Here is a 19669-nt window from a genome sequence, read left to right as displayed (position 1 = left end):
CAATATATTGGGGCATGTTGATTAAAATACGAATGTTTTTGATCTATACATAAAGAAAAAAATGATCAATATGCTCTTCTTGATTAGATAATTCGATTTTTGGGGGTGAATTAACCGTGATCTTGGATATATCTGTAAGTTTAAGGACAAAATCATCCGAAAGACTAAAGCGCTTCAACTAGCATGAGAAATTAGAAATCAGGTACAATTGGCGGGATTAATTTTGTGTTTGGTGTATTTGAAGGCCAATACATACATTCTTTGTTAAAAATAGGCCTGCCAGGAGTTATCCCCGCATGAGTGCCATTACTCCATACGATTGGGCAATAATTGCCTTCGTGATCGGCGTTACATTTCTTTGCGTTTTTATGCTGACAGTTCCCTTACTCCTCGGGGGTAAAGCATGGGGACGTGCAAAGCAAGAGCAGTTTGAGTCAGGTGTAGTAGGTGCGGGCGGTGCTCGTATCCGCCTGTCAGCCAAATTCTATTTAGTTGCAATTTTCTTTGTGGTTTTCGATCTGGAAGCCCTCTATCTCTACGCTTGGGCAACTTCCGTTCGCGAAGTCGGCTGGGTGGGTTTTGCAACGGCTGCCGTGTTTATTTTAGTTTTATTGATCGGTTTGATTTATGAGCTTTCGACTGGCGCACTTAACTGGGCACCTTCGGATCGTCGTAAAGCAGCGGGTGTTAAAACCAAAATTGGTTCGCCAAATATGAATATTGCTGACATTACGCGATTCAATAACATTGAAGAGTTAGTTGTCGATCCTACTGGTCATATTCCAGCACAGTCTTCTGGTCGTGTTAAATCAAAAACACCGACTACATCATCATTTGAACAGGAGTAAGTCGGGATGAAATATACTTTAACCCGTGCGAATCCGGATGCCGATCAATATCCATTGCAAGATCGTCAAATCGTCACTGATCCACTTGAGGAAGAAGTGAATAAAAGTGTGATGATGACACGTCTTGAGGATGTGTTGCATACAGCCGTGAACTGGGGGCGTAAAAACTCTTTGTGGCCATTTAACTTTGGTACGTCATGCTGCTACGTTGAATATGCAACCACATTAACGGGTGTTCATGACTTGTCACGTTTCGGTGCCGAGGTGATTCGAGCTTCACCACGTCAAGCGGATTTGATGATTGTTGCAGGGACTTGCTTTGTCAAAATGGCGCCTGTAATCCAACGTTTGTATGAACAAATGCTTGAGCCTAAATGGGTCATCTCGATGGGTGCTTGTGCTAACTCAGGTGGTATGTACGACATCTATTCAGTGGTTCAAGGCGTAGACAAAATTATTCCTGTTGATGTGTACATCCCAGGTTGTCCGCCGCGTCCAGAGGCATTGATCCAAGCATTGATGTTACTTCAAGACCAAATTCAATTAGAGCGCCGTCCACTTTCAGCGGTTATTGGTGATGATCTTCAGCCTGTGTATAAGCCAAAGATGATGCCAGAACGTGACCGTAAAAATGCGGAACGTATTGCGGTGAAAAACCTACGCTCTATGGATGAAATTAAATAATTTTAACGATGAATTTTGACATATTCCATGATGGATATGGTCGTCGGGAAAGTTGACAAAATTTGTATTAAATAGGAAGCCAAGCCAATGGCTGAAACTGACATTGCTATGCCAGAATCAACTCCAGTTGATTCCCGCCCAGCATTTGCAATCGTAGAAGAGCTCAAAACCAAGTTTGGTGAGAACTTCTATGTGCAGGCGACTTTTGAAGAGTTTCCAACAGTCTGGGTCGAGCGCGCACGCGTGCAAGAAGTCCTTATGTTCCTCCGTAAAGTGGAACGTCCTTATGTAATGTTGTTTGACTTGTCTGCGGTCGATGAGCGTTTACGTGTTCACCGTGACGGTTTGCCAGCATCTGACTTTACTGTGTTCTATCACTTGTTATCGCTTGAGCGTAATAGTGATATTCGTATTAAAGTTGCATTGAATGAAAATGATTTAAGCATCCCAACCGCAACCAATATCTGGCCAAATGCCAACTGGTATGAGCGTGAAGCTTACGATATGTTTGGTATCGATTTCGCAGGGCACCCAATGCTCCGTCGTATCTTGTTGCCAACTTATTGGGAAGGTCATCCATTGCGTAAAGAATATTCTGCCCGTGCGACAGAATATACCCCGTATATGCAAGATCAAGCGAAGCAAGATTTCGAACAAGAACACTTACGCTTTGTACCAGAAGACTGGGGTCTAAAACGCGGTAATGATGACGAAGACTTCATGTTCCTGAACTTGGGTCCGAACCATCCATCTGCACACGGTGCGTTCCGTGTGGTATTACAGTTGGACGGTGAAGAAGTCAAAGACTGTGTGCCTGATATCGGCTATCACCACCGTGGCGTGGAAAAGATGGCTGAACGTCAAACTTGGCATTCATTCATTCCGTATACGGATCGTGTCGACTACCTCGGTGGTTGTGCGCAAAACATGCCATACGTGATGGCTGTTGAGCAAATGGCAGGGATTCAAGTACCTGAGCGTGCACAAGTCATTCGTGTGATGTTGAACGAGTTATTCCGTATCAATAACCACTTATTATTCTGTGGTACCGCGATTCAGGATGCGGGCGGTATGACCCCTGTATTCTATATGTTCGCAGACCGTCAAAAAGTCTATGACATCGTTGAAGCGATTACCGGTTACCGTATGCACCCAGCATGGTTCCGTATCGGCGGTACCGCGCATGACCTTCCAAACAACTGGCAAAAACTTGTTAAAGAATTGCTAGAGTGGATGCCGAAGCGTTTGAACGAGTACTACACTGCTGCGCTTAAAAACTCAGTCTTTATCGGTCGTACCCGCAATGTTGCGCAATACGATGCGAAATCTGCGTTGGCTTGGGGTGTGACAGGGACAGGTTTACGTGCGACGGGTATTGATTTCGACGTTCGTAAATATCGTCCATATAGTGGTTATGAAAACTTCGACTTTGATATTCCAGTGGAATACGAAGGCGATGCGTATGCACGTGTACTGGTTCACTTCCGTGAAATTACTGAATCATTGAAAATCATTCAGCAGTGCTTGGACAACATGCCATCTGGTCCATATAAAGCGGATCATCCATTGGCTGTTCCACCACCGAAAGATAAGACATTACAAGATATTGAAACCTTGATTACGCACTTCTTAAGCGTATCTTGGGGTCCTGTAATGCCAGCGGGCGAGTCTTCATTTATGACTGAAGTTGTGAAGGGTGCGAGTACCTATTACCTCACTTCTGACAAGTCAACCATGAGTTACCGTACCCGTATTCGTACACCAACGTTCACGCATTTACAGCAAATGCCTTCCGTGATTAACGGCAGTTTGGTTTCTGACTTGATCATTTATTTGGCAACCATTGACGTGGTTATGGCTGACGTGGATCGCTAGGGGTAAACGATTATGATGATTTTGACTGATAAAAAACCACGTGTGAATGTTGAAGGGATTTTGACTGCGGACGAAATCCATGACATCGAACATCACATTGGTCATTACCCGTACCCACGTGCAGCATCTTTGGATGCCTTGAAGTGTGTACAACGCCGTAATGGCTGGGTAGATGATGCACAGATGAATGCGATTGCACAGCTGTTGACCATGAGCGTAGCGGATCTGGAAGGTGTTGCAACTTTCTATAACCGTATCTACCGTCAACCTGTTGGCCGTCATGTGATTCTATTGTGTGACTCAATTGCATGCTTCTTGATGGGTGCAGAAACTTTGGCAGAAGCGTTCCAGCGCGAGTTGGGTATCCAGTATGGACAAACCACAGCAGATGGTCGTTTTACCTTGCTCCCAATTTGCTGTTTAGGCAACTGCGATAAAGGTCCAACTTTAATGATTGATGAAGATACTCACGGTCTCGTGGACGTTTCATCGGTTAAACAGTTATTGGAGAAGTATGTATGAATACTGAACCAAAACCAATCTATGGCGACGGTAACCCAGAAACACATCCATTGACTTGGCGTTTGAGCAAACAAGAATTTGTTCGTGCGGCCGATGAGTACGAAGCACTGGAAGGCTATGCTGGCTTTAAAAAAGCTTTGAGCATGCCACCAAAAGATGTACTTGAAGTCATTAAAGCTGCGACAGTCAAAGGTCGTGGTGGTGCAGGTTTCCCAGCGGGAATTAAATGGTCATTGATGGCGCCAAATGATGGTGGTCCACGCTATTTGATCTGTAATGCCGATGAAATGGAACCGGGTACCTTTAAAGACCGTTTGTTGATGGAAAAACTTCCTCATCAATTGATCGAAGGCATGTTGATTGCAGGTTATACCTTAGAAGCAACTCAAGGTTATATCTTCATCCGTGGTGAATATGTTGAAGCGGCTCAATACTTAAATGAAGCATTAGAGCAAATCCGTGCCAAAGGTTACTTGGGTGACAACATCCTTGGAACAGGCTGGAACTTTGATATGCACGTTCACACAGGCGCAGGTCGTTATATCTGTGGTGAAGAAACTGCATTGATCAACTCGCTTGAAGGTCGCCGTGCCAATCCGCGTACCAAACCGCCATTCCCGCAAGTAGCAGGGGCATGGGGTCGTCCAACGATTGTCAACAACGTTGAAACCTACAATAACTTGCCAGCGATCATGTTGCGTGGCCCAGAGTGGTATATCAACCTGTCTGCGGGTAAATCAAAAGATCCAGGCACCAAGATTTATGGTGCATCAGGCAAAGTTAAATTCCCGGGCCTTTGGGAACTACCATTTGGTACGACTGCGCGTGAAGTGATTGAAGAACATGCGGGTGGTATGCGCGACGGTTTAACCTTGAAAGCATGGTTGCCGGGTGGTGCATCAACGGACTTCTTGGCTGCTGAACACATTGATTTGCCAATGGATTCAGAAACGATCATGAAAGCAGGTTCTCGTTTAGGAACTTGTCTACTCATGGTGGTGGATGAAACCCAATGTATGGTTTCTGCAACACGTAATTTAGAAGAATTCTTTGCGCGTGAATCATGTGGTTTCTGTACACCATGTCGTGACGGTTTACCTTGGGCAGTGAAAGCGCTTAAAGCACTGGAAACAGGCGAAGGTAAGAAAGAAGATATCGATCATTTACAAGAACTGACGCGTAAATTATGGATCGGTAAAACTTTCTGTGCTCACGCACCGGGTGCGATGGAGCCGCTTATGGGCGCACTTAAATATTTCCGTAACGAGTTTGAAGCTAAGGTTAAAACCCATGCTCCTGCTCTAGACGTAGAACAAGCTTAAGGAATTCGACTATGGCTACAATTCATGTCGATGGAAAATCGTATGAAGTCAACGGCTCAGAAAACTTGCTACAAGCATGTCTCAGCCTTGGCATCGACATCCCGTATTTTTGTTGGCACCCATCCTTAGGTTCTGTTGGTTCTTGTCGTCAATGTGCGGTGACTCAGTATGCGAATCCTGAGGACACACGTGGACGTCTGGTGATGTCATGTATGACACCTGCGACCGACAATACCTATATTTCGATTGAAGACAAAGAAGCAACGGATTTCCGTGCGTCGATTGTTGAATTCTTGATGACGAACCACCCACACGACTGTCCAGTCTGTGAAGAAGGTGGTCACTGTCATTTACAAGATATGACGGTGATGACGCAACACGATCGTCGTCGCTACCGCTTTACTAAACGTACTCACTATAACCAAGAGTTGGGTTCGTTTATTGCGCATGAGATGAACCGCTGTATCGCGTGCTACCGTTGTGTGCGTTACTACAAAGACTATGCCGGTGGTACGGACTTTGGTGTCTATGCCAATGCATCACGTGTTTACTTCGGTCGCCCAGAATCAGGTACTTTAGAATCTGAATTTTCGGGTAACTTGACTGAAGTGTGTCCAACAGGTGTATTTACCGACAAGACCCATTCAGCACGCTATAACCGTAAATGGGACATGCAATATGCGCCAAGCGTATGTTTCGGCTGTTCTTCAGGTTGTAACATCTCTCCGGGTGAGCGTTATGGCGAAATCCGTCGTGTTGAAAATCGTTTCAATGGTTCTGTGAACCAATACTTCCTGTGTGATAAAGGTCGTTTCGGTACAGGCTATGTGAACCGTGAAGATCGTCCACGTCAACCACAGTTCCGCAATGGTGAAACTGTTGCAACCGTAAGCGTTGATCAGGCGCTTGATCAAGTGATTGCACAGCTGAAAGGCAAGAAAGTGTTAGGAATTGGTTCTCCACGCGCAAGCTTGGAATCAAACTACGCACTGCGTGAATTGGTTGGACAAGACAACTACTCAATAGGGATGTCTCAAAAAGAGCAGAACTTGGTTGAGTTAGCCGCATCAATCATGCAAACACAGGGTATCTATAACCCGAACATGCGTGAAATTGAAAGCTATGATGCAGTATTGATCTTGGGTGAAGACTTAACTCAAACTGCGCCACGTATGGCTTTATCAGTTCGCCAAGCTGCGAAAAACAAAGCCAAAGAAATGGCTGCTGCAACACGTACGCCAGACTGGTTGGCTGAACCGGTACAACGTATCGGTCAAGATGCAAAATCACCAATCTATATCCTTGCTGCAACGCAAACGCGTTTAGCGGATGTGGCAACAGGTGAAGTGGTTGCATCGCCAAATGATATCGCACGTTTAGGTTTTGCAGTTGCTGCTGCGGTGAAAGGCGAAGCACTCTCTGGTTTAGCGGATGATGCTAAAGCATTTGCGCAAACCATTGCGGACACCTTGAAAGCTGCGAAAAAGCCATTGATTATTTCGGGCACCAGCTTACAAGATCCTGCAATTATGGAAGCTGCGGCACAAGTTGCGCAGAACCTTGGTGCAAATGCAGGCTTGTCATTGACTGTTCCTGAAGTGAACTCAATGGGCTTGGCATTGTTCGGTGGCTTAAGTCTAGAACAAGCATTTGCACAAGACTTTGATACTGTGGTTGTGGTTGAAAATGACTTAACCCGTCGTTTACCAGTGGCACAAGTCAAAGCTGCATTAGATAAAGCTGAAACTGTGATCGTATTGGATCATAGCGAAACTGAAACCTTGAAACTTGCAGATATCGTACTTTCAGCAGCAAGTTTTGCCGAAGGTGATGGTACTGTCGTGAGCCAAGAAGGCCGTGCACAACGTTTCTACCAAGTGTATGACCCAAGCTACTACACGCCAGAATATGCGATCAAAGAATCTTGGCGCTGGTTACATGCCATTGAGACAGGTCTTAAAGGCAAAGCAGTCGATTGGACATTGCTGGATGATGTGATTGAAGACATCGTCAAGAATGTACCGGTACTTGCAGCAATCGAAGATGTTGCACCAGATGCGGGTTACCGTATCCACGGCTTGAAGATTGCGCGTGAACCACGTCGTTATTCAGGCCGTACTGCAATTCGTGCGCCGTTATCGATTCACGAACCGAAACAGCCGACTGATCCGGATTCAGCATTGACGTTCTCGATGGAAGGTTATGTCGGAACTCAGACTGCATCTTCACTGGTGCCTTTCGCATGGTCTGCAGGCTGGCACTCACCACAAGCTTGGAACAAATACCAAGATGAAGTGGGTGGTCACTTAAAAGGTGGTGATTCAGGTATCCGTTTATTCGATCGTTTAGCAAAACGTCCTGCACGTAGCTATGTTGCACCAACCGCTGTGGTGGTGAACCCTGAAAGCTTCCGTCTTGTGCCAATGCACCATATCTTTGGTTCTGGTGAATTCACCATTAAAACACCAGCGATGGAATCGCGTATTCCTGAAGCCATGTTTGCGGTGGGTGAGCAAGATGCGACTCGCTTGAATGTTCAGGATGGTCAACGTATTACCGTGCAAGCGGGAGAGACCAGCATCAGCTTACCGGTACAAGTGATCGAATATTTACCAACAGGCTATATCGGTTATCCAATTGGTTTAGCACCAACAGTTTCATTGGCAGAGCCTGTGTCTGTGGCGGTAGGAGTGTAATTCATGAATCAAGAAATTATACGTCAAACGCCACTTTGGGCTGAGAACTGGCCAATCGCTTATTCAGTGATTCAAGCCATTGTGATCTTGCTGGTGGTGGTTTTGGTTGCTGCGTTAATGTCATTTATTGAGCGTCGTCTCTTGGCATTATGGCAAGACCGTTACGGTCCAAACCGTGTTGGTCCTGGCGGTATGTTCCAGATCGTTGCCGACATGCTCAAGATCATGTTCAAAGAAGACTGGACACCAAAGTTTGCTGATAAGCTCACGTTCCGTTTAGCACCAGCAGTTGCGATGGCAACTGCGGTACTTTCGTTTATGGTGATCCCGGTAAGTCCTACATTGGGCGTTGCGGATATGAGTATCGGTCTATTGTTCTTTATGGCAATGGCGGGTATCGCAGTCTATGCAGTGTTATTTGGTGGCTGGGCGTCTAACAACAAATACTCATTACTCGGTGGTCTTCGTTCTGCCGCTCAAACCATTTCTTATGAAGTGTTCTTGGGTATCTCGTTGATGGGTGTGGTTGCGATTGCGGGTTCATTCAACATGCGAGAGATTGTTGAAGCACAACGTGATATGTGGTTCATCATTCCTCAATTCTTAGGCTTCCTGATCTTCGTTGTTGCCGGTGTTGCAGTAACGCATCGTCATCCATTTGACCAACCTGAAGCTGAGCAAGAATTGGCCGAAGGTTACCATGTTGAATATGGTGGTATGAAGTGGGGGATGTTCTTCGTTGCGGAATATGTCAACGTGGTATTGATCTCTGCCTTGATCGTCACCTTATTCTTCGGTGGATGGCTTGCACCATTTAACTTAGAAATTCCATTTGTTCCACCATTATTCTGGTTCATCATTAAAACAGCATTCTTCGTAATGATGTTTGTCTTGGCACGTGGTTCGTTAATGCGTCCACGTTATGACCAAGTGATGAACTTTGGTTGGAAAGTTTGTTTGCCATTGGCGTTGGTCAACTTGTTAGTGACTGGTGCTGTGATTCTGATGAATCAGGCCTAGGACAGCAGGGAGTACAAAATGTATAAAATTCTAGCTGGATTCGGATCGATTGTACGTTCATTGTGGATGGTGTTCAGCCATGTCACACGTAAACGTGACACGATTTTATATCCAGAAGTACCAGGTGAACAAATTGTGCCACCACGCTACCGTGGTCGTATCGTGTTGACGCGTGATCCAGATGGTGAAGAGCGTTGTGTGGCATGTAACCTATGTGCGGTTGCTTGTCCAGTGGGCTGTATTTCATTGCAAAAAGCGGAAAAAGAAGATGGACGTTGGTATCCAGAATTTTTCCGTATCAACTTCTCACGCTGTATTTTCTGCGGGATGTGTGAAGAAGCATGTCCAACCACAGCGATTCAGCTGACCCCGGATTTCGAACTGGGTGAATATGTACGTCAAGACTTGGTCTATGAAAAAGAAAACTTACTCATTTCTGGACCGGGCAAATATCCTGACTACAACTTCTACCGTGTAACTGGTATGGCTGTAAGCGGCAAAGAAAAAGGTCAAGCACAGAAAGAAAGTGCACCTGTTGATGTACGGAGCTTATTACCATGATGTGGCCATTTTATTTGATGGCACTTGTGGCCATCGTTTCGACGGTTCGTGTTGTAACGAATACGAACCCTGTGCATGCACTGTTAAGTTTGATCGTTTCGCTTCTTGCTGTTGCTGGTATTTTCATGATCGTGGGAGCGCCTTTTGCGGGTGCACTTGAGATTATTGTTTATGCTGGTGCAATCATGGTGTTGTTCGTCTTCGTGGTCATGATGTTGAACCTTGGACAAGACACGGTTGAACAAGAACGTAAATGGTTAACTTCTGATGCATGGGCATATCCTGCATTAATGAGTTTCTTATTGGGCTTGGTTTTGGTTTGGATGTTGGGTGGAGAATACACCACAATTTCTGCACCATTAGGTACAGAAATTGTAGGTCCTAAAGCAGTCGGTCAAGCATTATTTACTCACTATCTATTATTGGTAGAAGTTGCCGCGATGTTATTGCTTGCAGCCTTAGTTGCTGCATATCACCTTGGCAAACGTGAACCAAGTGCAGAAGAGGATAAAGAATAATGGGACACATCCCTTTAGAACATGGTTTGATTGTTGCAACCATCCTTTTTGCACTCGGTTTTTACGGTGTAATGGTGCGACGCAACCTATTATTTATGCTAATGAGCCTTGAAGTGATGATGAATGCTGCTGCATTGGCATTTGTTTTGGCAGGTAGTGTTTGGGCTCAACCAGATGGACAAGTGATGTTCATTTTGATCCTAACGCTTGCTGCGGCAGAGGCGTGTATTGGTCTTGCGATCGTCCTTCAGTTTTATCATCGCTTCCATCACTTGGATGTGGATGCTGCTAGTGAGATGCGCGGATGAGTACATTATATTTAACCGTTTTATTCCCGCTCATTGGTTTTATCCTGTTAGCGGCAGGGCGTAACAAACTGTCTGAAAATGTCGCTGCCATTATTGGTGTCGGTTCAGTTGGTTTATCTGCCTTATTTGCTTTAATCGCTGGCCTTGCATTTACTAGCAGTGGCCAAACTGTTTTTGTTCAACACTTATGGACGTGGTTCAGTGTTGGCGGTTTTGAGCCAGGCATCAGCTTGCACCTCGATGGTTTGTCATTATTGATGACTGGCATGATCACAGGTGTTGGTTTCCTGATTCACATCTTTGCATCATGGTATATGCGTGGTGAAGAAGATTACGCACGTTTCTTCTCTTATTTCAACCTGTTCGTTGCCAGCATGTTGTTGTTGGTACTTGGCGATAACTTGGCGTTATTGTTCTTAGGTTGGGAAGGCGTAGGTCTGTGTTCATACCTCTTGATTGGTTTCTACTACTCAAACCCTGCAAATGGTTGGGCAGCAATCAAAGCATTCACCGTAACACGTGTGGGTGATGTTTTCTTACTCATCGCATTGTTCTTGCTCTATCAACAGTTTGGTACGTTGAATACACAGTACATTGTTGAACATGCAGCGAGTGTGATGACGCAAAGCTCATCATTGTCGATTTGGACCGCATTGATGTTGTTCTTAGGTGCAGCAGGTAAATCAGCGCAAATTCCATTACAAACTTGGTTAGCTGATGCGATGGCTGGTCCTACACCAGTATCTGCATTGATCCACGCTGCAACGATGGTGACAGCGGGCGTCTACCTATGCTGCCGTATGTTCTCTGTGATGGAAATGGCACCAGAAGTAATGCAGTTCATCTCGATTACAGGTGCAGTAACCTTACTTGTAGCTGGTTTTGCCGCATTGGTTCAAACCGATATCAAACGTATCTTGGCTTACTCAACCATGAGTCAGCTCGGTTATATGTTTATGGCAGTGGGTGCTGAGGCGTATCAAGCTGGTTTGTTCCATATGCTTGCTCACGCATTCTTCAAAGCGTTATTGTTCCTTTCTTCGGGTGCCGTAATTCTTGCATGTCATCACGAACAAAACATTTTCAAAATGGGTGGATTACGTAAAAAGATTCCATTTGTATTCTGGTGTTTCGTCATCGGTGGTGGCGCATTAGCTGCACTTCCAATCGTAACAGTTGGCTTCTTCTCTAAAGATGCGATTTTAGGTGCAGTATATGCACAGTCTACGATTGCAAACCTTCCACTTTATAATACGTTGTACTGGGTTGGTGTCGCGGGTGCATTCTTAACGTCTATCTATACTTTCCGTCTAATCTGGGTGGTATTCTTTGGCGAAGAAAAAACCCATGCACATGCCATTCATGGCGTGACTTACTGGGCACCGCTTGCAATTCTTGCGACCTTATCAACAGGTATTGGTTATTTCTTACAAGCACCTGTTGCGAAATTATTGACTGCTGCAAGTATTCCAAGCTTTGTTGTTCCTGAAGCTTTAGAAGAAGCCGTTGCACATGCAGAACATTTAGCAAGTGGTGTTGCCCTTGTTGGTTTGGTTGTTGGTATTTTCTTATTTGCCTTTGCGTATGGTGCGGTTAAATCATTTGCTCAAACGTCTTTGGGTTCTGGTTTAGCGCATATTTGCCGTACCGCATTTGGTTTTGATGCTTTGTATGACATCGTTTTTGTAAAACCATATTTATTGATTGCGAAAATTTTAGGTCGTGATCCAATTGATGGTTTATGGTTAGTGCTACCTGCACTTGTGAAAGGTGGTAATAGCTTTACAAGTTCGCGTCAAACAGGTTCATTGCGTGAATACGCATCAAGCATGTCACTCGGTGTAGTGGTGTTATTGATGATCTTGATCGTGATTCAGGTTGTGGGGAAATAAAATGGAAAACAATTTAATTTTACCCGCACTGATTTTAGTTCCTTTCATTGCTGGTTTTATTTGTTGGTTGGTTGATAAATTTGACCAACATTTGCCACGCTGGATTGCCTTGATTGGTATGCTCATTACCTTTGGTTTGGGTATTGCACTATGGCAAACTGGTACATATAGCTACGAGTTGGGCGGTAAAGTCCCAACTTGGGCTGCTGAATTCCATCTCCCATGGATTCAGACTTTAGGGATCAGCATTCACTTGGCTGTGGATGGTTTATCTCTACTCATGGTTTTACTTACAGCGTTACTTGGTGTGCTTGCTGTTGGTTGTTCATGGGGTGAAATTCAAAAGAATGTTGGTTTCTTCCACTTAAACCTCCTTTGGAGTTTAGGTGGGGTTATCGGTGTATTCCTTGCAATTGACTTATTCTTGTTCTTCTTCTTCTGGGAGATGATGCTTGTACCAATCTATTTCTTGATTGCGTTATGGGGACACTCAGGATCAAATGGTCGTTCACGTGTTTATGCTGCAACTAAATTCTTTTTATATACACAAATTGCTGGTTTGATTATGTTAATCGGTATCTTAGGCTTAGTGGTCTATGGATATATGATGACAGGTATGATTGGTTTTGATTACAGCTACTTATTGGCTGTTGCAAACCACTTACCACCAGAAGTTGCATATGCATTTATGTTGTGTTTCTTTGTTGGTTTTGCAGTTAAATTACCTGTATTCCCATTACACGGTTGGTTACCTGATGCGCATGCACAAGCACCAACAGCGGGTTCTGTGGACTTGGCTGGTATTTTGATTAAGACAGCAGCGTACGGTCTACTTCGTTTCGTCATTCCATTCTTCCCAGCAGCGTCAGCTCAGTTTGCTGATATTGCAATCATTTTGGGTTTAATTGGTATTTTCTACGGTGCATTCTTAGCTTACCAACAAACAGACATGAAACGTCTGCTTGCGTATACGTCTATTTCACACATGGGTTTCATTTTACTTGCAATCTACGCAGGTAATATTCTAACTTTCCAAGGTCTGATGATCATGATGTTGGCACATGGCTTGTCATCTGCTGCATTGTTCATTATGTCTGGTCAAGTGTATGAACGTTTACATACCCGTGATTTACGTTTAATGGGTGGTCTTCGTGGCCAACTGCAATACTTGCCATTTTTCCTGATGTTCTTTGTTGCAGCGCTTGTCGGTGTACCTGGTCTAGGTAACTTTATTGGTGAATTCTTGATTCTTATGGGTTCATTTAAAGCTTATCCAGCCTTCACCATCATTGCTGCAGTAAGTTTAGTATTTGCAGGTCTTTACGGTCTGATTCTGATTCACAAAGCACTTTTTGGTGAACCAAATGCTGAACAAAAGCAACACTACACGAGTCCACTGAAAGATTTATCAGTACGTGAAGTTAGTATTTTGATGATCTGTGTGATTGGTTTACTTTGGTTAGGACTTTACCCACAGACATTCTTGGATATGTCACATTCAAGTATGCAGTGGTTAGTCAATAGTTATATGCCAGTACAAGAAGTTGTCGAAACTGTTCAGCAGACTGCGACTCAACTTGAACAAGTGGAGATGCGATAAACCATGAACTTCACACTTTCTTTTTCTGAGCTTATGCCACTTGCCCCAGCGATGATTGTGGCATTGACTGCAGTTGTTGTGATGTTATTGATTGCGATTAAACGTAATCATAACCTGATAGCAACAACGACAGTTGTGGGTCTAAACCTTTCTGCAATTCTAATTGCATATACCATGTTTAGCGGGCACTTTGTTCCTGCGAACGTGATGGGCATGTTTATGGTTGATCCATTTACCATGCTCTACCAATTCCTGATTTTGATTGCTGCTTTGGCTTGTAGTACGCTTTCACATGCCTACATTGAAACGTATAAAGATAATCGTGAAGAACTTTATATCTTGTTACTTTGTTCTGTAGCAGGTGCAATGTTATTGGTTGCAAGTTCTCATTATGCTTCTTTCTTCATTAGCTTAGAGTTAATGTCAATTCCTGTGTATGGTATGTTGGCTTACACGCATCAACGTAGCCAATCTTTAGAAGCGGGAATTAAGTATCTTGTACTTTCAGCAACTGCATCTGCGATGTTGTTGATGGGTATGGCATATATCTATGCGTATACAGGTTCATTGTCATTCTATGATTCTGTTGAAGCTTTGATGACTGCGATCAAGCAACCAATGGTGCTATTAGGTTTAGGTCTCATTATCTTTGCTGTTGCATTTAAGCTTTCACTTGCACCATTCCATAAATGGACGCCTGATGTGTATGCAGGTGCACCAGCACCTATGGCGACATTCTTAGCTACAGCTGCCAAAGTTGCAACGATTGGTTTATTTGTACGTTACTTATTAAGTTCTGGTGCAATCTTAGTTGAATCAATAGTGACTGTTTTGACAGTCATTGCTGTGTTATCAATTTTGGTCGGTAACTTACTTGCAGTACGTCAAGTTAACTTAAAACGCATCCTTGGTTATTCATCAATTGCACACTTTGGTTACTTGTTGATTGCTTTGATTAGTATGACTTATGCAAGTTTAGGCAGTGTAACGGTTTATGTGATTACTTATGTACTCACCACAATCGGTGCATTTGGTGCAGTTGCGTTAATGTCTAGTCCATATAACAACGTTGATGAAGCACAAAGTCTTGCAGACTACCGTGGTTTGTTCTGGCGTCGTCCGATCTTGACTGCAACATTAACCGTGATGATGTTGTCATTAGCAGGGATTCCATTAACTGCAGGTTTTATTGGTAAATTCCTTGTGATAATGGCTGCTGTAACAACTCAACATTGGTTCTTGGCTGCAATGGTCGTTGTCGGAAGTGGTATTGGCTTGTATTACTACTTACGTGTCATGGTGGTGATGTATATGACACCACCAGAAACACCTCGTATTGATGCTGATGCACATTGGGGAACTAAAGTTGGTGGTATCATGGTACTTGGTGCAGCATTGCTTGTATTATTACTTGGTATATACCCAGATCCAATGATCAATTTGGCATTGAAGTCAGAAATTCTTTCTCCATTACATTTCATGTTATCTCAACAACAATAATGATTTGATTTGTACAAAAAAGCCTCCAAAATTTGGGGGCTTTTTTTAATGAAGAGTAAAAAAACACTCTATAATACTCAAAGATTAATATTAGTTAGGTACTTACTCGTGTCGATTCAAGAAATTCGCCATCCGCTTATTCGTCATAAACTTGGTTTATTACGCCGTTCAGACATTAGCACAAAGAACTTCCGTGAATTGGCGCAAGAAGTCACGATGTTGCTCACTTATGAAGCAACTAAGGATCTTCCTGTTGTCGATCATGAAATTGATGGTTGGGCAGGTAAAGTTTCGACTCAACGTATTGCTGGTAAGAAGATTACCATTGTACCGATTCTCCGTGCTGGAATTGGTATGCTTGAAGGCGTACTGAGCTTGATCCCAAGTGCCAAAGTGAGTGTCTTGGGCTTAGAGCGTGATGAGGCGACTTTAGAAGTTCGTACTTACTATAAAAAATTAGTACCTGATGTTGCGAATCGCTTAGCGATGATTATTGATCCAATGCTGGCAACGGGTAATTCACTTATTGCTGCAATTGATGTGCTTAAAGCAAGTGGTTGTAAAGATATACGTGTTATGGTTTTGGTTGCTGCGCCTGAAGGTGTTGCAAAAGTAGAAGCTGCGCACCCTGATGTGCGTATCTATACGGCATCGATTGACCAAGGTCTGAATGAGGATGGCTATATCGTTCCAGGTCTTGGTGATGCGGGTGATAAGATTTTTGGTAGTGTTCAAAAAGATTAATTTTTGAAAATATGCTTAAAAAAGAGACTTAATCCAACCGTACTGTTTTCAGGGGAGGATTTAAAGTCTCTTTTTTTATATACTGAAATGCAGTACTTGCAAAATTAGGTGAATGTCATGAAAAAAGAATTTTATCAGGGAAAAGTTAAACAATATAATCCAGACAAAGGGTTTGGTTTTATTGCAACTGCTGAAGGCGAGATCTTTTTTCATATTTCAGATTTTCCTGTATCGGAAGGTGAGCCGAAACGCAATGAAAAAGTAAAATTTGTAGCCCTAGAAAATAATGGAAAATTTAAAGCAGTCCAAATTGAACGAGTAGATCCGAATCCTGCAAAAACTAAAAAAAATAAAATATTGGCTCATAATGAATCGATTACATCAGAATTGTTATCAAACTTTCGACGTTAATCATCTAGATAAAATATGGAGAGAATTTTTTGATCTCCATATTGATCTATTAAGCTCTGCAAATGAGAAAAAAAATATGTTTGTTGAAGGTAAAATTAAAAAATATAATTCAGAAAAAGGGTTTGGCTTTATAGCGCTTGAAGGGCAGGCAGATATCTTCTTTCATATTACCGCTTTTCCCAAAGCAGCAGGCGAACCCAAGGTTGGTGAAAGACTTAAATTCCTGATGGTTGAGGATAAAGGGAAGTTTAAGGCTGTAAATATTGTACGGCTGGATTCAAAGCATTCAGATTTGGTGAATCACACTATTCAAAAAGAAATCACTCAGAGCGTGGTGGTTCCGAATAATCCTCCATTAAATAAAAAGGGGATTACTTTTACGATTGTGGGTCTGGTCATTATTGCAGTTCTAATGGGATTGGTATTTCAAAAATATCAGTCTTATCAACAGTCACAAAGGTTAAAAGCAGCGCAGTTGATTGAAGAGCAAAAGAGGATTGTGGAGGCTCAGCGTCAGGCTTTGGGTGATTTACCTGAAGTAAAGTTATCTGAAAAAACGGAGCAAGCTTTAAAAGCAATACCAACACCACCAGTACACCATGATCAAAAACGATTAGAACAGCAAGCTGCCACCGCGCAAACCCAATTTAGTTGTGATGGGCGAACTCACTGTTCTCAAATGCGATCACTTGAAGAGGCACGTTGGTTTGTAAGAAATTGTCCAAATACACAAATGGATGGAAACAATGATGGTGAACCATGTGAACGACAATTTGGAAGATAAAGGTTGGGCTTAAACCTGATCTTCACAAAAATGTAAAAAGGCTTTGAGTCCAGGACCTTGGTATTTTTGACGATGCACTAACATGTACAATGGACGAGTTAATTGCCAATAAGGTGTATTAAGAATAACCAATTGACCTTTCTCTTCCAGCGGTTCAATCGCGAGTCTTGAAACACAAGACATGCCCAAACCACCAGCAACAATTTTTAAAATTGCTTCGTTATGACCGAGGGTTAAACGGATATTAGCATCTGGTAGATCTTGTAAAATCGCATTGTCAAAAACTTCACGTGTGCCTGAGCCTTCTTCACGTAAAATCCATTCAACCTCATGGAAATCTGCTGGTGTAATTGGGCGATCTAACTTTGCTAGAGGATGATCAGGTGCACAGCAGACTGCAAGCTCATCATCTCGCCAATGAATACATTGTAATTGAGGCAAATGACAAGAACCTTCGATCAAGGCTAAATCAAGCTGAAATTGATTCACTGCTTCAATCATTTGGCGAGTATTGCCGACTTGTAATTGAAGATGGGCTTGAGGATGATGCTGTAAAAATTCAGCCATGAGATCAGGCATTAAATAATCACTGATCGTTAAGGTTGCACCTAAACGTAAATCAATGCTTTGCAGTTCACCTTTAGCAGCTTGTTCAAACGATTCGCAGCGACCTAAAATTTCTAAAGCTTGAGGCAATAAAAAACGCCCCAAATCATTCAGTTGTAAACGCTTACCTAAACGGTCAAATAAAGGCGCACCTAAGCCATCTTCTAAATCAGCTAAAGCCATACTTGCTGCACTTTGTGTCAGTCTGACAGCATCACTCGCTTTGGTTACAGTTCCTTCTTGTGCAACCGCCACGAAAACAGCCAATTGGCGTAAGGTCATGCGCATGTTAAATAGCCTTAATGTTTTGAGTATCCATCAATTATTCGATCATGCTAACATGAGCCTACTGTTTCGTGCCACGTTCAAATCATGTCAATTGAAAAATTTAGCGTAGAAAAAGTTCTATCTGTTCATCGTTGGGCTCACAATCTTTTTAGTTTCACCATGACTCGACCCGCTCATTTTAAATTTACAGCAGGGCAGTTTGCGCGAATTGGTTTAATGGTTGATGGTGAGTTAGTTGTAAGAGCTTATTCTGTTGTTTCTTCACCCTTTGATGAAACTTTAGAATTCTTTTCGATTGTTGTTCCCGATGGTGCATTTACGTCAAATTTGCAACACCTTAAAGTCGGTGATGAACTTTATTTAGATAAAATATCTTATGGTTATTTGACTTTGGCAAGGTATCAACAACCTTTACCGCAAGATCTTTGGCTATTGGGGACTGGTACTGGACTTGCACCATTTCTATGCATGTTACAAGACTTTGAAACTTGGAATAAATATAAACATATTCATCTTGTTTATAGCGTCCGCACAGAGTCTGAGTTGGCTTATGTGGAACGTATTGAAGAAATCGCAGCATCATTTGGTGAAGGGCATTCAGGATTTAAATTCATTCCGATTATTACCCGTGATCCCCAAGCCGCATTACATGATCGACTCCCAATTTTAATTGGTAATGGCGAATTAGAAAACGCAGCAGGATTAGCTTTGAACCCTGCCAGTAGTCATGTGATGTTGTGTGGTAATCCTCAGATGGTTGAGGATACAAAAGAGGCACTTAAACAACGAGGTTTAACGATGAATCGTCGTGGTGAAGGTAATATTGCAGTAGAGAATTATTGGTAGTCGTATGGTATGGATATGTCTTAATGTACAAACATATCCATAAATTCACGGATTTCTTGAATGGCAGTATCGACATCAGTGTTCAGCCATGTCGGTTCAAAAATACCGATATAATGTTCTAAACGGTCTTGAGGAACAACAAGGCGAACAGGGCAATCTTCTTCGAGTAGGCGCCAAGGTAAAATAGGCACTTCATTGTCTAAAAAAGGTTGTACATTTCGAATATCGATAATCATTGCATTTACACAATCAGGTAAAGGCATGACGGAGAATTCTTCAGTACGACGACGGAAGTATTCTAAATCTCCCCACTTTAAGATATAGCTTGGCTTATTGAACTCAATAATTCCTATTAAATGTTCATCACGTGTGTGATGTAAAAAACATTGATGAGTAACATCCGTGTCTAAATCAAGAGAAACACTTTGTTGACTATAGGACATAAAGCAAAACATATGAAAAACGAAGCAGACTAGTATAGCTTATTTTTAGCGTATTCTAAAACCGACTATATTTTAAACAAAAAAATAAATAAAAAAAGTAGAGTTCTGCAAACACAGCAACGATAGTCCGAAGCTTTTTCACACAATGCAACATTGAGTATTGCTAAGATAAAAGCCTAACAAATAAAAGGATGAGGGCTG

General features: G+C 42.8%; 19 protein-coding genes. 17 read left to right on the top strand and 2 right to left on the bottom strand.

Annotated features, from left to right (window positions below):
* Positions 1-296 precede the first annotated feature (296 nt).
* The 16 genes from ndhC to F907_RS04050 all read left to right on the top strand — a co-directional run bounded on the left by ndhC (position 297) and on the right by F907_RS04050 (position 17285).
* Positions 297-848, top strand: coding sequence for an NADH-quinone oxidoreductase subunit A (ndhC, locus tag F907_RS03975; RefSeq protein ID WP_005239474.1), 552 nt, complete (start codon positions 297-299; stop codon positions 846-848).
* A gap of 6 nt (positions 849-854) precedes the next feature.
* The gene (locus tag F907_RS03980; protein ID WP_004638049.1) at positions 855-1532 is read left to right on the top strand and encodes a NuoB/complex I 20 kDa subunit family protein; all 678 of its coding nucleotides are present in this window, start codon (positions 855-857) and stop codon (positions 1530-1532) included.
* An 87-nt stretch (positions 1533-1619) separates the two neighbouring features.
* Positions 1620-3407, top strand: coding sequence for an NADH-quinone oxidoreductase subunit C/D (gene nuoC / locus F907_RS03985; protein ID WP_005239472.1), 1788 nt, complete (start codon positions 1620-1622; stop codon positions 3405-3407).
* Between the two features lie 12 nt (positions 3408-3419).
* Complete coding sequence (gene nuoE / locus F907_RS03990) at positions 3420-3929, top strand: NADH-quinone oxidoreductase subunit NuoE (protein ID WP_004804770.1); 510 nt, start codon at positions 3420-3422, stop codon at positions 3927-3929.
* On the top strand, positions 3926-5251 hold the full coding sequence (gene nuoF, locus F907_RS03995) for an NADH-quinone oxidoreductase subunit NuoF (RefSeq protein ID WP_005273043.1): 1326 nt from the start codon (positions 3926-3928) through the stop codon (positions 5249-5251). Before nuoE ends, nuoF begins: the two co-directional genes overlap by 4 nt.
* Positions 5252-5262: 11 nt before the next feature.
* Positions 5263-7947: an NADH-quinone oxidoreductase subunit NuoG gene (gene nuoG / locus F907_RS04000; RefSeq protein ID WP_016652954.1), complete on the top strand. Its 2685-nt coding sequence runs from the start codon at positions 5263-5265 to the stop codon at positions 7945-7947.
* A 3-nt stretch (positions 7948-7950) separates the two neighbouring features.
* Entirely contained in the window at positions 7951-8967 is a 1017-nt protein-coding gene (nuoH, locus tag F907_RS04005; protein ID WP_004770773.1) for an NADH-quinone oxidoreductase subunit NuoH, read from the top strand.
* An 18-nt stretch (positions 8968-8985) separates the two neighbouring features.
* Positions 8986-9528 (top strand): NADH-quinone oxidoreductase subunit NuoI, encoded by a 543-nt coding sequence (nuoI, locus tag F907_RS04010; RefSeq protein WP_005273046.1) that lies wholly within the window; start codon positions 8986-8988, stop codon positions 9526-9528.
* Positions 9528-10046, top strand: a complete 519-nt coding sequence (gene nuoJ, locus F907_RS04015) for an NADH-quinone oxidoreductase subunit J (protein WP_171068390.1) — start codon at positions 9528-9530, stop codon at positions 10044-10046. The genes nuoI and nuoJ overlap by 1 nt, the downstream gene beginning before the upstream one ends.
* Positions 10046-10354: an NADH-quinone oxidoreductase subunit NuoK gene (gene nuoK, locus F907_RS04020; protein ID WP_004638057.1), complete on the top strand. Its 309-nt coding sequence runs from the start codon at positions 10046-10048 to the stop codon at positions 10352-10354. The genes nuoJ and nuoK overlap by 1 nt, the downstream gene beginning before the upstream one ends.
* Positions 10351-12246, top strand: a complete 1896-nt coding sequence (nuoL, locus tag F907_RS04025; RefSeq protein WP_016652952.1) for an NADH-quinone oxidoreductase subunit L — start codon at positions 10351-10353, stop codon at positions 12244-12246. The genes nuoK and nuoL overlap by 4 nt, the downstream gene beginning before the upstream one ends.
* A 1-nt stretch (position 12247) precedes the next feature.
* Positions 12248-13846 (top strand): NADH-quinone oxidoreductase subunit M, encoded by a 1599-nt coding sequence (nuoM, locus tag F907_RS04030; protein ID WP_004663744.1) that lies wholly within the window; start codon positions 12248-12250, stop codon positions 13844-13846.
* Positions 13847-13849: 3 nt separating this feature from the next.
* Positions 13850-15346 carry an NADH-quinone oxidoreductase subunit NuoN gene (nuoN, locus tag F907_RS04035; protein WP_016652951.1) on the top strand — a complete coding sequence of 499 codons (1497 nt, stop codon included), beginning with the start codon at positions 13850-13852 and terminating at the stop codon, positions 15344-15346.
* 108 nt (positions 15347-15454) lie between these two features.
* Positions 15455-16090 carry a uracil phosphoribosyltransferase gene (upp, locus tag F907_RS04040; protein WP_004663741.1) on the top strand — a complete coding sequence of 212 codons (636 nt, stop codon included), beginning with the start codon at positions 15455-15457 and terminating at the stop codon, positions 16088-16090.
* Between the two features lie 117 nt (positions 16091-16207).
* Positions 16208-16501, top strand: a complete 294-nt coding sequence (locus F907_RS04045) for a cold shock domain-containing protein (protein ID WP_016652949.1) — start codon at positions 16208-16210, stop codon at positions 16499-16501.
* 76 nt (positions 16502-16577) lie between these two features.
* The gene (locus tag F907_RS04050; RefSeq protein WP_032862306.1) at positions 16578-17285 is read left to right on the top strand and encodes a cold shock domain-containing protein; all 708 of its coding nucleotides are present in this window, start codon (positions 16578-16580) and stop codon (positions 17283-17285) included.
* 9 nt (positions 17286-17294) lie between these two features.
* Here the strand turns inward: F907_RS04050 and gigC are convergent, their stop codons facing one another.
* A complete protein-coding gene (gene gigC, locus F907_RS04055; protein WP_004663735.1) occupies positions 17295-18179 on the bottom strand; it encodes a LysR family transcriptional regulator GigC in 885 nt (294 codons plus the stop codon).
* Between the two features lie 84 nt (positions 18180-18263).
* Between gigC and F907_RS04060 the strand changes: the two genes are divergently transcribed.
* Entirely contained in the window at positions 18264-19025 is a 762-nt protein-coding gene (locus F907_RS04060) for a ferredoxin--NADP reductase (protein ID WP_016652947.1), read from the top strand.
* 20 nt (positions 19026-19045) lie between these two features.
* Here F907_RS04060 and F907_RS04065 read toward each other — a convergent pair whose 3' ends face one another.
* Positions 19046-19468, bottom strand: a complete 423-nt coding sequence (locus tag F907_RS04065; protein ID WP_016652946.1) for a hypothetical protein — start codon at positions 19466-19468, stop codon at positions 19046-19048.
* Positions 19469-19669: the final 201 nt, after the last annotated feature.

It is taken from the genome of Acinetobacter colistiniresistens (assembly GCF_000413935.1).
Classification (GTDB): Bacteria; Pseudomonadota; Gammaproteobacteria; order Pseudomonadales; family Moraxellaceae; genus Acinetobacter; species Acinetobacter colistiniresistens.
Note: the sequence above shows the minus strand (reverse complement) of the source record. Positions and strands in the feature narration are given on the sequence as shown.

What these genes read in the sequence shown, in the direction of transcription:
- ndhC (WP_005239474.1), top strand. Translation starts at nt 297, where the DNA reads ATGAGTGCCATTACTCCATACGATTGGGCAATAATTGCCTTCGTGATC.
- F907_RS03980 (WP_004638049.1), top strand. Translation starts at nt 855, where the DNA reads ATGAAATATACTTTAACCCGTGCGAATCCGGATGCCGATCAATATCCA.
- nuoC (WP_005239472.1), top strand. Translation starts at nt 1,620, where the DNA reads ATGGCTGAAACTGACATTGCTATGCCAGAATCAACTCCAGTTGATTCC.
- nuoE (WP_004804770.1), top strand. Translation starts at nt 3,420, where the DNA reads ATGATGATTTTGACTGATAAAAAACCACGTGTGAATGTTGAAGGGATT.
- nuoF (WP_005273043.1), top strand. Translation starts at nt 3,926, where the DNA reads ATGAATACTGAACCAAAACCAATCTATGGCGACGGTAACCCAGAAACA.
- nuoG (WP_016652954.1), top strand. Translation starts at nt 5,263, where the DNA reads ATGGCTACAATTCATGTCGATGGAAAATCGTATGAAGTCAACGGCTCA.
- nuoH (WP_004770773.1), top strand. Translation starts at nt 7,951, where the DNA reads ATGAATCAAGAAATTATACGTCAAACGCCACTTTGGGCTGAGAACTGG.
- nuoI (WP_005273046.1), top strand. Translation starts at nt 8,986, where the DNA reads ATGTATAAAATTCTAGCTGGATTCGGATCGATTGTACGTTCATTGTGG.
- nuoJ (WP_171068390.1), top strand. Translation starts at nt 9,528, where the DNA reads ATGTGGCCATTTTATTTGATGGCACTTGTGGCCATCGTTTCGACGGTT.
- nuoK (WP_004638057.1), top strand. Translation starts at nt 10,046, where the DNA reads ATGGGACACATCCCTTTAGAACATGGTTTGATTGTTGCAACCATCCTT.
- nuoL (WP_016652952.1), top strand. Translation starts at nt 10,351, where the DNA reads ATGAGTACATTATATTTAACCGTTTTATTCCCGCTCATTGGTTTTATC.
- nuoM (WP_004663744.1), top strand. Translation starts at nt 12,248, where the DNA reads ATGGAAAACAATTTAATTTTACCCGCACTGATTTTAGTTCCTTTCATT.
- nuoN (WP_016652951.1), top strand. Translation starts at nt 13,850, where the DNA reads ATGAACTTCACACTTTCTTTTTCTGAGCTTATGCCACTTGCCCCAGCG.
- F907_RS04045 (WP_016652949.1), top strand. Translation starts at nt 16,208, where the DNA reads ATGAAAAAAGAATTTTATCAGGGAAAAGTTAAACAATATAATCCAGAC.
- F907_RS04050 (WP_032862306.1), top strand. Translation starts at nt 16,578, where the DNA reads ATGTTTGTTGAAGGTAAAATTAAAAAATATAATTCAGAAAAAGGGTTT.
- gigC (WP_004663735.1), bottom strand. Translation starts at nt 18,179, where the DNA reads ATGCGCATGACCTTACGCCAATTGGCTGTTTTCGTGGCGGTTGCACAA.
- F907_RS04060 (WP_016652947.1), top strand. Translation starts at nt 18,264, where the DNA reads ATGTCAATTGAAAAATTTAGCGTAGAAAAAGTTCTATCTGTTCATCGT.
- F907_RS04065 (WP_016652946.1), bottom strand. Translation starts at nt 19,468, where the DNA reads ATGTCCTATAGTCAACAAAGTGTTTCTCTTGATTTAGACACGGATGTT.